Below are 17,754 nucleotides of genomic sequence, written 5' to 3'. Positions count from 1 at the left end.
TAAAATAATAAATAATCGATTAACGCTCCGTTGACGGGGGAGAGAGCAACATGCCTGATATTGGCTTCAATGATAATGTGGTTGTCGGAAAAAGAATATTTCATGTGCAAACCGCGACCAATAAGGCAAAGGGAGTGGTGCGCTGTGAAATATTTGAGAAAGGACGGTTGATTACAGCCCAGACTTTCCACTACGAGCGTCGTAAGTCGGAGCAGGCGCAAACAGCGGAAGACCACGTTAAAAATTTTGTTAAAGACGTACACCAGGCTACCATCGATGAAATTCACTTCCTTTTCAAGGTAGCCGATCGTATCAATAAAGCGCCCAATGTTAACGCCTTGCTTAAACTGGGCACCCTGTTTTTAAAACACAACCTCATCTCCGACGCCATTCGTACCTTCAAAAAGGTGCTGGAGATCGATCCGAAATGCAATCGCGCTTTAATTTTACTGGCCTCTACCTACACCAAACTCAACAGAAACGACGAGGCCATTAATCTTTTAAACCGTGTGGTAAAATCCGGCTACAATTATGCGGACGTTTTTAATCAACTGGCCCTTGCCTACTCTAACAAACACAACCATGTTAAGGCCTTGAATTATTATCAGGAAGCTTTGCGCATCAACCCCAATTACGGCGAAGCCCAGTACAACACGGCCATAACCTATCTGGAAAGTATTCTTACGCAAAAAGAAAGTTCGTATTTGCCTCCGCCTTCGATTCGAATCGACCGGGCGCGGCAACTGTTGCGCAAAGTGAAAAATTCCAATCCTTTGTTTACGGACGAGCAATATCTGGCCATTGAGCAAAGTATAGATCGTTCGGAGTTTGAGGAAGCCATCCGTTTACTGGTAAATCTGCGTGAACGCTTGTTCCCGCAAGATACCAGCAGTTTAATCAGCACCAGCTTTTATTTGAAATTTATGTACGACGGCGTAAACCTGACAGAGCGGGAAATTAAACAGTATGAACAGGAGCTCAAAGAAGCGATAAAAGTTAGGCCCGAATATGCCGATTTGTGGAACAGTCTTGGCGTTGTCCATCTTATTCAATGCCGGAATTTATTTTTGCAGGCTTTAAATGAATTTGATCGCGCGCTGGAAATTAATCCTTCATACGAAAAAGCCATGAAAAATAAAAAATTAGTTGAAAACGACGGTAAAGAGTTTTTGATTTTATTAAGAGCGATTTTAAAATGATTAAAGCTGATCTAAACCTGATTCAAGCCAAAGCCAGCTCCCTTTTTATGGGCGCAATGAGCGCCGTTTTACTATTAAGCGTGTTGATTATCTCCTTTCCGCCTTCGTCTCCCTCCGCGCTTATTTACTATCTGGCATTAAGCGGATTAATTCTTCAGGCTCTGGGGCTGATTATCTGGGCTTTATTTTATCATGATAAAACGTTTGCAGCGTCTCAGGCCGCTGTTATTTTAGCCATTGATCTTGTGATATTGTTTGTGGCCTTTTATCCGCTATCTGCAGGATCCATGCTTTTTATGGCTGGACCGGCTTTGATTTTAACGACCAATGCCTTACTTTTTAATGAAACGCATTTTAAAAACATTAACTATTTAGCCGCTTTTTTGTTATTGGTAAGTAGCCTGGTGTGGGGGCTGACCGGCTATTTACCCCATGTGCTTTTTCAGATGATCAGCCAGGCGGTCGTATATGGAATTGCGGCGGGCGGTATTTTTTGGGTTAAAAAACTTGCCTTCGAGTTTAAAGCCAGATCGGAGCAACTGGAGAATCAGATCGAACGACTGGAAGAAGAAAAAGAACACTTCAAAAAAGGATTTTACATCTTAAAACAGGGCTCAGAAGAATTAAATAAAGATATTAAGCGCCGCGAAATAGAGATACAGAATATTGTGACCATCAGCGAACAGATTCAGATCGGAAAGGATTCCAGAGATGTACTCGGCTCTTTTTTGTTAACCGCGCTTGGTCAGATGGGCAGCAGCCATGCCTTTATTATGGCCAGAGAAAAGAAAAATCAAAACTACTGGAATATTTTAGTAGAAAAAGGACTGCGCACTTTAAACAAAAGCCAGTTAAAGATTTATCTGGATAGCAATATCATTTCAATATTAAGAGCCTTTAGAGAACCGCTTTATTTACGCGAGCTGCCGCGCGATAATTTGTTTGCCGATGAATTGAACTTTATGAAACAGTTTGAAAAAGATGTAATCTGTCCCATCTACGTAAAAAACAAAATACTGGGCATGGTGGCCTTTGGCCCGAAAGTAACCGGCGCCGAATACACCAAAGAAGATTTCAATTTAATATCAGTGGTTGCCAATCAAAGCGCGTTTATTCTGGAACAGGTGCAACAATCCGATGAATTTCGCGATCAATTTGCCAGAACAGTGCGGGCCATGCTTTATGCCATGGAAGCAAAGTTTTTCTTTAATCGCGGACATCTGGTGCGTACGGCCAATTACGTTTCTATGACGGCAAAAAGGTTGGGATTCCCCCCCAATGAAATCAGGCAGCTGGGCCTGGGAGCGTTATTGCACGATATCGGTAAAACGGCCATAGACGATCGTTATTTGCTCTACGACAAATCGCTTTCCAATAGTTTAAAGGATGCGAAGATTAAAGAGCGCATATTAACGCACACGATTGAAGGGGGGAAAATCCTTAAATCGGCCGGCTTTAATGATTTGATGGTGGACATGGCGGTACATCATCACGAGTATTTTAACGGCCGGGGCTATCCGCATCGCATCGGCGGAGAAGAAATCCCCATGGAAACCAGAATGCTTTCCGTTTGCAACGCCTATGACGCCATGACGTCGGAGCGGCCGTACCGCAAAGCGCTTTCCGAAATTCAGGCCATGGAAGTTTTAAAACAACAAAGCGGCCAGCAATTCGATCCGGAAGTGGTAAAAGCATTTTTAGATATTGTAAAGCATGTTACTCCAAAACCTACTAAGCATTAGTTCGCCTGAATGTGATATTTTTTTTCGCTTGTGTTTTGCATCACTGATGAAAAAGTTAAGTTCGTCGATATTATTAAATAACATTTAATCAGGTGATAATTTTTAATTTAAAAGTGAAGGCAGAGGGAGTTATTAAGATGAAGTTTAAAGGTTTTAAAATAATATTCTGGCTTTTCGCCCTGGGCGCTTTCTTATTTGCCCAAAATTATTCTCTTTCGCTTACGACCAATTTTGATCCCAATAGATCGGTAAACTGGAATTTGGCCGTGGAAATAAACGGTATTCAGAATGGCGAGCGGGGAATTGCTTTAAGCTTTCCGGCATCGCGTAATTTTGTGCCGGTGCAAATAAAAAGCGGCGACCGCTCCTATTGGCTGAAAGAGGCTGACACCTACCCGGATTCGGACCGCGTAATTCACTGGGAAAAAACAGATTCTTTGATGATCTTGCGTTTTGCCCAAAATTTTTCTGCGCCAGCCGGAAAGTTAACCGTTTTTCTGAACCTGGCCAATGAAGGTCAGCGCAAAACAAACGGGAAACTGAAATTAATGGCTTTACTTGCCCAGGGGCGGTTAGGGGCAATTTTAAGCCAGATTGAGTTTCAAATTAAACAGAGTGTGACCAGGTAGAAAGAGGTTGGTTCAAATGAGAGATAAATTGATTTTAGTTTTCATTCTATTTTCCCTGACGCTGCATCAGGCGTTTGCCGATCAGGGGGGGATTGATAATTTTGGTCACATGTGGACAGATTCCAGGGGAACCGTCGCCATCGATTACAATTGGATCGATATCAAATCGAGCGCCAATCAAATTTTTGCCGCTGGTTTTAACGATGAAGCTCCGGTTGGCGTGGCGTTGCCCTTTAAGGTCTCCTTTTACGGTAAGCAGCACGACAGTTTGTTTATTTCGCCCAATGGCTGGATTAGTTTTAAGAATCCTGGCGCCAATTCCTATCCGGCCAATGACAGCCTGCCGGGCCTGTCCGGTCCGGATTCCATTATTGCCGTTTACTGGGATGATCTGCTCTCTGATTCCCGCTACGATGGCGGAGTTTACTATGCCGTTACCGGATCGGCTCCCAATCGAAAAATTGTGGTGCAGTGGGACGCCATTGACAATTATTTGAGCCAGACCAAAACACTGATCTGCGAGCTGGTCATTTTTGAGCAGTCCAATTTAATCAAAATGCAGTACAATACCATCGATTCGGAGTACAACGGCGGCGGTACGGCCACCATTGGCATCGGGGCGGATGCCACCGACGGTTTGACTTATTATTATGGAACAGGCGTAGGGCTGGGCCCTTTGACTTCGAATATGGCCATTCTGTTTCATAATAAAAGGTTGATTTCCGGGGTAACGGCGGCCATTTCGCCTACCAGCGGGCCAGCCGGCTCCTATACCACCTTCTATTACCATTTCTACAATATCGATCTTAGCGGCGCACAGGGCATCGGCAAGCTGGATCGTTTTGCCATTAAAAACCCCTTTCTTGCGGTGCCGGCCGTACATGCCATTTACATTAACGGCTCGTCGGCCTACATTCAAAACAGTCAAAACCAGCCGGCCGATCCCGGATTCGCCACCTGGTATTATGACACGGTGACGGATTCTTTATTCATTCGTACCTCTTCGTTTGATGTGATTGACAGCTTGCGCGTGGTTTTTGGTTTAAGCCTGCCCACCTCGCTCTCGCAAAATAACGCCTTTCCCAGCACGTATGACGCGGTGTTAGATTCCTCTTTGCGGGCCAGCTCCACGGACGGCGGTTATAGCGTAAATGTTACGTCCGGTCCCGTTTCATACTATGCGTTTAATCCTTCCACGGATCAAAGCATCACGGCCGGCGGCAGCGTTAATTTTACGATCACGGCGCGCGATCAATACGGCAACGGGGTTATTAATTCCGAAACGGTAAATATCAGCACGCCGGGCAGTGGAACGGCCACGGTCAGTCCTTCTGCCAGCCTGACTTTTAGCAACGACAGCACGTTAAGTTTTAGCGTTTCGGACAATACGGTGGGTAGTTTTACGGTTCGGGCGGTGAACTCTGTTAACAGCGAAGTGAACGGCGAAAGCGGTTTGATCAGCGTCACGGCTTCCACGGCGGATCATTTTGTTCGATTAACGGCCGAAGATCCGATTGTGGTGGGCAATGACCGTTTGTTGCAATTCCGGCTGGAAGATGTTTACGGCAATGTGGTCAGCAGCGCTTCGGTAACCTTTACGCGCGTTCGGGGCAACGGCACATTTTCTAACGGGTTGAACAACATCACCGTCACGACGGACGCCAACGGCATTGCAGAGGCGTTGTATACGGCCAGCACCAGCACGGCTTACGTTTCGGACAGCATCGATGTGGTTTCGGGCGCGGTTACCAGCACTTATGTAATGACCCTGCAGGCAGGGGGCATATCGTACTACACGTTTAATCCTGCCACGGATCAGAGCATTACGGCCGGCGGCAGCGTCAATTTTACGATCACGGCGCGCGATCAATACGGCAACGGCGTAATAAATTCCAGCACGGTAAACATCAGCACGCCGGGCAGCGGCACAGCCACGGTCAGCCCTTCCGCCAGTTTGACTTTTAGCAATGACAGCACGTTAAGTTTTAGCGTTTCGGATACGGTGGTCGGCAGTTTTACGGTGCGCGCGGCCAAAAGCGACAACAGCAACATTAAAGGAGAAAGCGGTTTAATCACCGTTAATGCGGCCCCGCTGGCCTATGTGATTATTCGCAGCGAGGCCAACAACGGCGGCCAGGAAGTAGGCGCGCTAAATCTGACCACGGATGATGCCTACACGTTTTACGCCGCGGGCTATGACCAATATGGCAACTTTATTTCAGATACAGACGTTACCTGGAGTTCTACCGGCACACTGGAAAGCGTGAACGCCACCGGCGCCAAATACACCTTTAATCCTTCTGTGGCCGGCGGCAGCGGGCAAATTGTGGCCACGCCGACCGGCGGAGCCACGGCAGACCAGACCGGCACCATTACCGTCAGCGCCGGCGCTCTTGCCGAATTACGTTTGCAAACGGCGGACGTGAACGGCGGGCAAACCATGGGCGATACCAGCTTAACCGCCGACCAGACGCTTACCCTTTACGCCATTGGCTACGATGCGGACGGCAACTACCTGGGGCAAACTTCTGCCAACTGGACGTTAAACAGTTTAACGGGGACGCTGTCTCCGGCCAATCCGAGCGCATCGGTTACATTTACCCCGGATCAGACGGGAAGCGGCTCCATCAGCGCGCAGGCTTCGGCCAACGCGCAAATTTCCGATCAAACCGGCAGCATCACCGTTAACGCCGGCGCCATCTCCTATGTTTTAATTCGCGACGAGGCCAACGGCGGCGGCCAGGAAGTGGGCGCGGTATCCTTAAGCGCCGGGCAAACTTTAACCCTTTACGCAGCCGGTTACGATGCGAACAATAATTTTGCCGGAAATGCCAATGTCGATTGGTCCACCACCGGCACGTTAACAGGATTGAGCGCCAATAATACCAATACTTACGTTGTGTCGCTGTCGCCTACGGAACCCGGTTCGGGTACGGTGGTAACCAGCAATGCCAACGGCTGGACAGACGATGCCACAGGCACCATTACGGTGAGCGAGGCCAGCCTGGCCAGCATAAAGATCCGTACGGCGGCCAATAACGGCGGCGTTGAACTGGGAGATTCGACCGCCAACGCGGGAGATAGCTGGACGCTTTACGCGGCGGGATATGACCTGTACGGCAATTATCTGGGCGATGTGGCCGTTAAATGGTCTGCTTCCGGCGATTCGATTGGCTACTATTCGCTTGTTGATTCCAGTGTTTCCAATACGTTTAATTTTACAACCGTCAATTCTGGTAAATTGATCGTCAATAAAAAATACGGAACCAGCACTTTGAGCGATGCTTCCGGAATCATTAAAGTAAATCCGGGTGCGCCGGTCAGCATGAGTTACGTTTCTTCCAATAATTTCAGCGGATCGGCTGGCTCTGAACTGAACGATTCGCTGGCTGTTAAAGTGCTGGATGCTTTCAATAACCCGGTTCCTGGCGTTACGGTAGATTGGAAGACGCAGGATCCGACCAGTACGTTAAATCCGCCTACCGATCTGACCAATACCCTGGGCATTTCCAGAAGCAAATGGAAGCTGAGAAATACTATCGGTAAAGATTCGGCTTACGCGGTGGTCAATGTTATCCCGGATTCTTTAAAGTTTACGGCCAATGTGCTTGAGTCACAGGCCAATGCCTTAAATCGCTGGGTAGATGCCAGCAACGACAGCGCGCGCATTGGCGTGGTAAAAACCCAGTTGACTCAGGCCATGGTGGTGGAGGTTACCGATAGCCTCGGCAACCCGGTTGAAAACGTACCGCTGACCTTTGCCGTTTTGAACTATCCGCAGGGAGGCGGCGATTTTGACTTTGCGCCAGGGGCTTCTGCCACAACCGACCAGACCGGCCGCGCATCCGTTTACTTTACGCCCGGCAGCAAAAGCGGTTTGTATCAAATTACCGCCTACAACGATAATTTGTTGAACAGCGGCACGGTTTTCTTTAGCGTCACTGCCGATCCGGCCGCCGCCGATCATATCGTGTTGTTGACCCAGAACAACCAGCAGGATACGGTGGCCACCTCTTATGGCGATTCGGTGCGCGTTAAGGTGGTCGATGCTTACGACAATCCCATCAGCGGCGTGACCATTAACTGGCAGCCCACTTCTACCGGGCAGGTTAATCCCGCCTCTTCCGTTACCAATTCCAGCGGAAAGGCGGCAACGCAATGGATTTTACGACAAACCGTGGATCGCGACACGTTGGTCGTCAGCAGCAGCGGCCTGGCAAACGTGGAAGTTTACGCCAGTTTAATACCGGCGCAGCCCTTTGCCGTCGTGGCCGATTCCGGCAATTATCGCACGGCCGTCGCCGGAAACAATCAATTGCTCAGAGCGCGCGTGGAAGATCAATACGGCAACGTCATTTCCGGGCAAAAGGTCTCCTTCGAAACATTGAACAGCAACGGATATCTGTCCAGTTACGCGGTGATCACCAATGAAAACGGCCAGGCGCAAACAACCTACACCAGTCCCGAAGATGTGGACAGCTCGCAGGTGCGTGCGTTCATTACGGGCGTGGATACCGCCCTTTTTACGCTTTACGCCATCCGTTATCAAAGCGCTTCCTTACAACCGAAAGTGGTTAATCTCAACGAACCGATAAGCTTTTATGTAACGGTTACCAATTCCGGCAAAGATGCAGTGGCCCTGGATACGGCAAACACTACTTTCAGTTTTGCCAACGGGCAGTTTGTTTCCAGCATTGATTCTCCGCTGGTTCTCTCGCCGGGCGTTAACCGTTTAAAATACAGGGCAAAATCGATTTTAAGCAGCGTGGGCAGCGGTAATTACACGCCCGAATTAAAGTTCACCGGCAGCGGGGTTTACGCCGGCATGGTCGGAACCACGCGCACGGACGACGGCGAATTGAGCGTGGAGCCTGTTCGTCTGCTATCGGTAACGGTTCCCGCTCCTAAAACCGTGGCGCGCGGCGCTCAAAAAGATCAAATCAAAATAAAGGTGCGCAACTCCGGCAACTATGATGTAAAGGTGGATTCCATTCATCTGACCTTTACGCCCGATTACAATTTTCAACAGGTGCGCACCTCTGGTGTGGATACGATTTTAGCCGGCACCGACGCCTTTTATGAGTTTAGCGTTACGGTGCCTGCGGCTGCCCCGGAAGATTCCATCACTGTTGATGCCGAAATTTTTGTCACGGCCATCTCCAGCGGCAACAGGGTTACGGACAGTTCCGCCGATCAGACCGATTACTTTCTGATAACGCCGCAGGCCGATCTGCAATATGTGGCTTTTTCGCCCATGACCGTCTCCGAAAATCAGCAGGTCCAATTTACCTTTCAGGTTCAAAACAATGGTCAGTACGACATCATTCTGGATAAAAATCAAACGCGTCTGGAGTTCGGAAGCCAGGCCTTCTTTTTAACCAACAATCAAACCGCCGTGGCCAACGGCGTGAGCGATTTAATCTTTGCCGCTTCTACCGTCAACCTTGCGGCGGCAAACAGTCCCTACGCCGGCGTTCTTTATGTGGTAGGCGATGAAAACACGCAAACCATTTACGATACGCTTTACACCGCCTCTAAAAACGATTCTTTAGCAGTGCAAACCATTGCCCAGCTGACCATCAATAGCGTTAGCCTGAGCGATACCCTGGTCAGTCAGGGCGAACAGGGCGACACCTTACGCATTACGTTGCAGAATATCGGCCAGGCGACGGCGCGCATTACAACCGGCGATAGCGTTTTGATTCAGTATCAATCCGATTATGTTCTAACGCCCTTGCAGTCCTTTCCCTTTGATGTGCCCGGAAACTCAAGTTCGACGTTGAGCTATCTCATCAAAGTGGCGGCCGACGCGCCGCTGGGACTGGACACGTTCCGCGTTGAAATCGGTTATCAGGACGTAAATAGCGAAACCGCCTATCATGCCAGCGACGCCCAGAAGTTTGACTCCTGGGAAGTGCTGGGCAAAGGCACGCTGTCTATCCTGTCGGTTTTAACCAATTACGATTCGGTCAGCACGGGACAGGACAGCATTCTGGTTACCATGCGTTTTAAAAACATCGGTCAAAATGCGGTTCAACTGGATAGCGCCGCGTTAACCTTTTCTTACGGCAGTTACGTCGCTTCGACGGTTAAACGGTATTTAACACGCACCCTGGCCGTTAATCAAAGCGACACCATCCAGTTTAAGGTTCAGGTAGAAGCAACCTCGGCCACTGGCACAGCTTCCATCAACGGCTGGTTGTACGGCCATGATGGCAATACAGGCATCCAGATATCGGATACGGGCGCGGATACCACCGATAGCTGGCTGATCGTGAGCGCGGCCAATCTGGTTGCGCTCAACTACGAGCCGGAACGCATATCTTCGGGGCAGATGGTCGCGCCGTGGGTCACAGTACAGAATGAAGGCCAGGCCATTGTGCATTTTGATCCTACCAAAACCTATCTTTATCTGGTGGACGATCCCACATTTCGTCGTTTGCTGGTACGGCCGCTGTCAATCGATGGGTTGACCACCGACACGTTATTTTTTGAAAGCGATGTGGCCAGCGGCACTTCCGGACAGTACGCTTTAAAATTGAATTTAACCGGCGATGAAAACGGTTCTTTTTATAATCAGGATATCGATGTACCGGATCTGTTGACCATTGAACAGGGTGCGGTGCTAACCATCGATTCTGTGATCGCGGCGGCGGAGAACATTTCGCAGGGCACCGATACTTCGGTGGTGGTTACCGTTTTAAATGAGGGCGAGGCCACGCTAATCGTCGATTCACTGTATTTAAGCGCCTATCCACAAATCGATCAGGTAACGCCGGCCCTGCCTGCGACCATTGCCGGCGGAGGCAAGACGCGCTTTACTTTGAACTTTCAGGTTCCGCCCGATGACCCAGAAGGTCTTAAAATATTGGATGCCGTCGCCCGCGGGCGCGATCAAAACCTGGTGAACAGCAATATCGATTCGACTCTGGCTGATAATTCGGCCAATGTACCGGATTTGTGGACGGTGTTTTCGCCGGCCAGCGTTTCGGTGACGGCCATTACCTCGCCGGATTCCGCCGTTGCCCAGGGCGATACCGGCAAACAAATTTTTGTCACCCTCACAAATTCCGGTAACGCCACGGCGCGCATCAATGATGTGCAGATTTTGAAAAAAATCGGTTTGTACGACTTTACCTATCCGACGTTTGGTTTTAATCTGGGCGGTAATTCTGACACAACGCTGACCATTTTAACCGATGTTAAAATGAATTCCGCCACCGGCAACGATACGCTGAGCGCCTCGGTAAATTACACCGATCTTTTTTCCGGATTGACTTCATCGCAAACCGGCGCTCCCCAGCTATTCTGGCAGATTACATCCGGAGGCGCGGCCATTAGCGTTGTTTCGGTAAAGGCAACGCCAGAGGAGGTTTCCAGAGGACAACAGGGCGTCAACGTACTGGTGCATCTAAAAAATGTGGGCGATGTTGATGCGCAAATCCAGAACCTGACATTAAACTTTAGCAATGGCGCCGCTAATTACACTCAGGGCGCCGTAAGCCCCGCGCCCGGGACCTTGCAGCCCGGAGTGGAAATAACTTACACCGTTCCCATCGACGTCAATTCCACGGCCACGACAGGGCCGGACACCTTCTGGGCCGTTGTGGATGTCAATGAGCCGGCAACCGGACGCAATTACACTATAGAGGATCCAGACGTCAACGACAATTGGGTGGTACAACTGCGGCCGGATGTGGTCATTCGCAAGGTGATCGTTTCGCCGGATACCGCTTCAACCGGTCAGCAAAATTTGATAGCCAGCGTTTGGGTAAGCAACGAGCAGGCCGCCTACAGAGCCGACGCCCGGATTAATTCAGTGAATCTTACCTTTCGCAAGGATGGCGAGCCTTCGAACGACCAGTTTACCATCACGCGTTCCAACGAACCTTCCTTACCCATCGTTTTGCAAAACGGCAAGGTTCTTAAATTCGAATTTGATGTAGATGTTAAAACAAACGCAACTTCTGGCAATTACGATGTTTATGCCCGCGTTAACGGCGAAGACGTCAACGACGGGCTGGCCTTCCAGGTTAGCGCGGTTGACACGCCGGATGTTTTGACGGTGCAAACGCGCGGACAGTTGAATCTCAGTCAGACGTGGGTAGCGCCGGACACATTAAGCGAGTTCCAGGATCATGGAAAACTGTATATTGAGTTTAGCAATGACGGAGAGGCGAAGGTTGAGGTACGCACGGTAAATCTGCAGTTTGATCAGCCGTTTGATTTTAATCCGAATTTAATCAGTCATTCCACGCCTTTTACTCAGCCCGGATTGAGTAAGGATACGCTGATTTATGCGCTTGAAATGCCGGACATCAGCGCCGATAGCGTAACGGTGCACGTTAACAGCGAAATAAAAGGCATTGACTTAAATTCAAACGAAAGCACAAGCGCGCAGTCGGCCTCGCCGGCTTCATTCCTGTTAGAAACCAGGGCCAGTGTTCAGTGGGTTGAAACCGATCCAACCTCATGGGCGGTGGACACGGCCGCCGTACAGTTTACTACCAAACTGATCAACTCTGGCCTGGCTACTGTGCAACTGGATACCAGCACAACAAGATTACAAATCAGGAATGTCAATTCGACCACCGTGGTGCATCAGATTCCCCTGGATGTGCAAAGCGTTAAAACCATTGCCGGTAAGCCAGATTCCACCTTGCTGACCTTTAGAAAAGAAGTATTGCCCATTGCCGCCGACGAATATGAACTCTTTTTGCATTTATCCGGCGCCACAAACGACTCTGTTTATACTTCTGAAATTTATGCCGGACAATTTGCCTTTGGCGACAGCATCATCTCCATTAAATCGGTGCAACTGCAAACAGACGATCAGGTGGTCCAGGGCGCGGATTCCATCATCGTGTACATGAAGGTCTCCAACACCCAGGAAGCCAAACCCATTGAACCAGATTTGACCAAATTAATTTTTAAGGGACCCAATGACGAAGACCGCGAAGCTTTCGTCCTGAATATGACGCGTCTGGATACGCTTACCGTTTTAAAGCGCGAGGAGAACAATCTGTTTAAATTTCGCTTCGATCTGTCTGAAAATTTCCCGGCCAATGACGCTACGCGCATTTACGGTCAGATCGGGCTGGACGGAGGCGCTCTGGTGAAAGTTTCTAATACCTACGATGAGCTGTTTGTCCAGACCATTGGCAACGCTTTGTATGTGGATCGGTCGTTCTCTCCGGATACGGTGGTGGCTCAGCAAAAAGTTCGTTTTTCTGTAAGTTTAACGGATACGGGCAGCGCTCAGATTACGCTTAATAAAAATGACAACTATTTACAAATATTAAACACTGCTATCGCGCCGATCTATTTTTCGACCAATTATTCTCTTTTAGGTAAAGATACGATTACCGTCGTTTTTGAAGAGGTTGAGCTGCCCGCTGATCTGGCGCCCGGCAGTTATGATGTAAAGCTGCACACCATGGGCGAGACCATCGGGGGGAATATATTCAGCCGCGACACGGTGTTAAGCGGAATTCTCAAGGTGGTTAATCCCGGCTACTTGTATTTTAGCAAGATCGATTTCGAACCGACCGTTGTTCGTCAGGGCGAAGAAAACGTGCCAGTAATGTTCCGGCTCAAAAACAGCGGGCAATCGGCAGCCTATTTGTATGACCTGACCTACCATTTTAAAAAGGCAGGCAACCAACAGGACGTTTCTTCCGGCTGGGTGCAGGTGCAGGGAAGCGTGGAAGACACCACCATCAGCGCCGGAGACAGTCTGGAATTTACGGTGTATTTTAATGTCCGCAGTTCGGCCGATACGGGATTGGTTTATGCAACGCCGAACATACGGTTTAACGACGTCAGGCGCCCCCATGTTATCGAACAATCCGATTCCGTGCTGGTCAATGATCTGGTGCGCGTAATACGCCCGGCCCGTTTACGGATCGATTCATTGCTCGTCAGAAAAGACAGTAACGTACCCAACGCGCCTTATCTCAATTTTGACCAGAATGCGCCGCTTATCGTAAAAGTTTCTAATCTTGGCCAGGACACGGTAAAAACGGCAACTGTAAAAATTTATCAGAACAACTCCGTGTTGCTGGGCTCGGTAGCCATTGAAAACATACCGCCCGGTCCAGATTCGGTGAGGAGCGGCAGGCTGATCTGGCAGGCCGATCAGTTGGGTAGTAATCAATTTAAGGCAGAGGTGGCCTCAGCGCTGGATTTGATCGGCCAGTTTGTAGATATTGCGCAACCGCTGGATAACAGCGAAGAGCTTATCGTTCATCAGCCCAGCCAGTTACTGGTTAATGCCAAAATAACCGCTCCCGATGGCGCGCTGGATTCTGTGGTTAGCGTAAATCAGCAATTTGTGGTAACCGCTTCCGTGCAAAATCTGGGCAACTCGCCGTTTGGAACAGGGCAACTGGCCATTACCCTGCCCGACAACTACCAGTTGGTTGACAATGCGCAGGATTCGGTGAAAACCTTTTCCAATGATAATCCGGGCGTGGAGTGGACGATTCGGCCGGTGGATATAAGCGTAAATGATCGCTTTGACAGCATTAGAGTAAGGCTGAAATCAGCGCCACTGGATTCTAACACCACGTTGCCGGTACTGGTGGCTAAAGCGGCAGATTATGTTCCGGTGAAAGTGGAAAATAAGGGCGTGATGCAGGTGTTGTGGAACATTGCATCTCCGCCGGGCGCGGCAGACAGCGTGCTTTCTGCCGGCCAGGAGTTTGAAGTACAGGTTCAATTTCAGTTCTTTGGCCCCATTTCGCCGCAGAATAAACAGGCACGCATCATTCTGCCGCAGGGCTTTTCGGTAAAAGACAGTTCCTTGCAAAACCTGCCAGACGGCCTGAACACTCCGCCGGTTTCCTGGAAACTGGTGGCCCCGGGAACGGCTTCAACGGAAGCGTTCCATATTTACGTGGACGCCCTGGTGCAGGACGCCAACAGCGGACAAACCCTAATTTTGCGTTCGCAATCTTTGCCCGTAAGAGTAATTACGCCGCCGCAGATTTTTTTGAGCGCCAGAGTGAAAGAGCCGGCCGGAGCAAAAGATTTTGTGGTCTCAACCGGTCAGAAGGTGGTTCTGCAATCCCTGATCGGCAATGCCGGTATGGCCGATTTTGACACAAGCGGAACGCTGCGCCTTGCGGCGGAAGGCGGCATTGTGTTCACTAAAAATCGCAAAACCGGACAGACCAATACGACCGAAAATATCATTGAGGGCTTCCGGTCCGGCGCTTATGAAGACACGCTGGTTATGCCGGATGTCGCGGGACAGGGCATGGTTTATGTAAAAATTTTGGAGAACGAGCGTCCCGCCGATGTCAATTCCGGACTGCCGGCTGTGGTTAAAAGAGATTCGGTGGGCATTGCCTTTCAAATCGTTAAACGCGCCGACCTTGTGGTTCGTTTTAACAAATCAGAAACCGTGGACGATACCCTTTTCCGCTCCACCAATCAGCAGTTTAATCTGGAAGCTACCGTTACCAATAACGGTCAGGCCGGCCTGAGTTCAGGCGTCTGGCTCCGCCTGGATACCCTGGGCAGCCACTTAACGCTGGCGGCAGGCGATTCTTTAAGCCACAGGGTGGACGTCGGAGAAAAGACGGTGTGGAAGGTCGTTGCGCCTTCTATTAACTTCCGGGGCATGATCCGCGTAACGGCAGATACCGCTCGCCCCGCTCTGGATGAAAACAGCGGCACGCTGGCTTTTACAAGCTTGCAATCATCGGCCGATACCATGCACATCAGCGTTAAAAAGATCGACAATATTGAAATCACCACGAACTTTGTGAATAACAACAACGACAGTTTGATCGTTTCAACCGATCAGGCGCCCATTAACATTGCCTCGCGCCTTGTTTTCTACTATTTGCTGGATGGGGCCAAAAAGGTGGTTCTTGGTCTGCCCGAAGGCTTTACGTCTCTGGATACCAGCCTGACACGCACTGTAACCCAGCAGATCGCCGATGTAGCCTGGACGGTGCGCGCGCCAGCCAAAGCCATGGACTGGCAACCCATGGTTATCACGGCAATGGCTAAAAGTGTTTCCATCCCCGGATTAAACGAGGTGGTGCAAACCGACACCATTTACGTGAAGGTGGTGCAAAAGGCGCGTTTAAGCCTAACGGCCAGAATCGTGGAACCGGCCGGAGCCATTGACGATTCGGTTTCGATCGGACAGCTTTTTAAACTGCAGGCTCTGGTTCAAAATCAACCCGAAGTGGCCGGAGTGCAGGGCCAGGGTAAAGTGGTGTTGCGTCTTGGTCGGGCGTTTGCCATTGTCGATGAGCAGGGCGCCCCGACTCCGGCAGATTCCGTTAAAATCTTTACGGAAGGACAGCCTGTGTTCTGGTGGATCAAGGTTCAGGAAACGACCACACGCGTTAGCAGCCAGGTAGCGGTGGCTTCTGCGACCCCGGAACGCGTAAACGCGCAGGAGGGCGGAGACGTGACGCCGCAAATTCTGTCCACCCTGGCGTTGCAAGACAATCAACTGGAAATTGAGGCGACCGAGCTGCCGCTGGATGAAAACACCGGCGAGCCGGCGTTCATTCAAAACGAAAAAATTTTGAAAACCATTTTCATCAGTCAAAAAGCCAGTATTACGCTTGTGGAATTACCCGCTGGCACGGTTTCTACAGGGCAAAACTTTGCCTTTAATGTTTTGGTTCAAAAAACGGATAATGTAATCAATCCTTACCTTATTATTCAGGTGCCGTCCAATAAACTGCCTGCGCCGCAGGAGCCGATTCCGGTGGGCGCTAACAATAAGGCTGTTTGGAGTTTGAGCATCCCCGAAGACTACAGCGGCAGCGGACAGGAGACGGTAAGCGTGCAGGTCGTCGGCGTCGATGAAAATAGCGGGCTGCAGGTAACCGATCAGAAACAGACGACTTTAACCATCCAGCTTAAAGCAAAACTGGCTTTGAGCGATCCGGTCATTACGCCGATTACCGTGGCCAACACGGGCTTGTTGTCGCAGGGGCAGGAAATAACGATTACGCTTAAACCGGTGTACGCCCCCACAGAACGCACGCTTAAATACGCCGCTTTGGAAGGCGAGGGAAGCGTACGAATCGACACGTCTATCTTTAAGCAAGGCTTTAAGTTAACCAACGGTTCAACCATCGTTCAGACGTTTTCGGATACGGGAAAAACTTTAAACTGGACGATTAAGGCGCCTTACGAGATATTAACAACCAGTTTTAATTTCAACTTTGATGCGCTTCCGCTGGACGCCAACCTGAACCAGCCGGCCGAACTGGATAAAGAGCTGGGCAAGGTTTCTGTGCCGATCCGCGTCCGCCAGAAAACGATTGTCATTAAAACCGAACCGCTGGACGTTGCAGACACCAGCCTGACCAGAGGACAGAAAAACGTGCCGTTGATGTCCATCATTGTTTCCAATAAAGAGTTTGACGATCCGTTGCATGTTAATGGCATAAAGCTGGCTTTTTACGGCACCAACGACGCTCCGGATCCGAGTAATCTGCTATCGACCAGGGCGCTGTTCCAGATGCTCAAATCGCTAAAGGTAATCGATTATGACGACTATCAGGGATTGGCTAAACCGACTATTACCTACGCGGAATACTTTTTCACCGATTCCACGCCAAACCCGTTGTCGATTACTTTTGCGCAAACGGCGGATCTCGAACCCAAAACGGAGAAAAAGTTGATGGTGGTGGCCGAATTTCAAAACAATGTGGTCAATCGCATGTTCCGCGCCCAGTTGCAGGAAGTAAACGCCTATGATTTTGACGCCGACAAGCCGTTGAGTACATCAGACGAAGAAGGCAATAAATTAAGCGAAAGCGATGCGCTGATTTCCAAACCTTTTACTCTGGTTTCTACCAATCCCGAAGAGGCTTTTGGCAACTTTCCCAATCCGTTTGGTCGCCAGCATCCTTACACCAATATTGCCTTTTTGCTGGAAGAGGCGTCCAACGTGGAGATTCGAATTTTTACCTTAACCGGCGAGCTGGTGTGGAGCAAAAAGCTGGACGGATTGCAAAGAGGTTTTTATGACCGTCTGGTTCGATGGGATGGCAGAAACGATCGGGGGCAGCGCGTTTTAAACGGCGTTTACCTGTGTGCCATAGACATTAAGCCCCTGTCCGGCGGCAACGTGAAGCGATATATTACAAAAATCGCCTACATTAAATAAAGAAAATGATGGTGAAGTATGATGAAGAGCATTAA

General features: G+C 49.7%; 4 protein-coding genes. All 4 read left to right on the top strand.

Annotated elements, in window-relative coordinates:
• The first annotated feature begins 50 nt into the window (after window positions 1-50).
• The 4 genes from Cabys_RS16430 (at window position 51) to Cabys_RS16415 (ending at window position 17,719) form a co-directional block, all read left to right on the top strand.
• The gene (locus tag Cabys_RS16430; protein ID WP_006927276.1) at window positions 51-1,199 is read left to right on the top strand and encodes a tetratricopeptide repeat protein; all 1,149 of its coding nucleotides are present in this window, start codon (window positions 51-53) and stop codon (window positions 1,197-1,199) included.
• Window positions 1,196-2,941, top strand: coding sequence for an HD domain-containing phosphohydrolase (locus Cabys_RS16425; RefSeq protein ID WP_006927275.1), 1,746 nt, complete (start codon window positions 1,196-1,198; stop codon window positions 2,939-2,941). The genes Cabys_RS16430 and Cabys_RS16425 overlap by 4 nt, the downstream gene beginning before the upstream one ends.
• Before the next feature lie 137 nt (window positions 2,942-3,078).
• The gene (locus tag Cabys_RS16420; protein WP_006927274.1) at window positions 3,079-3,570 is read left to right on the top strand and encodes a hypothetical protein; all 492 of its coding nucleotides are present in this window, start codon (window positions 3,079-3,081) and stop codon (window positions 3,568-3,570) included.
• A 16-nt stretch (window positions 3,571-3,586) separates the two neighbouring features.
• Window positions 3,587-17,719 (top strand): Ig-like domain-containing protein, encoded by a 14,133-nt coding sequence (locus tag Cabys_RS16415; protein ID WP_006927273.1) that lies wholly within the window; start codon window positions 3,587-3,589, stop codon window positions 17,717-17,719.
• The last annotated feature ends 35 nt before the right edge of the window (window positions 17,720-17,754 follow it).

The organism is Caldithrix abyssi DSM 13497 (assembly GCF_001886815.1).
In the GTDB taxonomy this organism is placed as follows: domain Bacteria; phylum Calditrichota; class Calditrichia; order Calditrichales; family Calditrichaceae; genus Caldithrix; species Caldithrix abyssi.
This window is presented reverse-complemented; position numbering and strand designations above follow the sequence as displayed.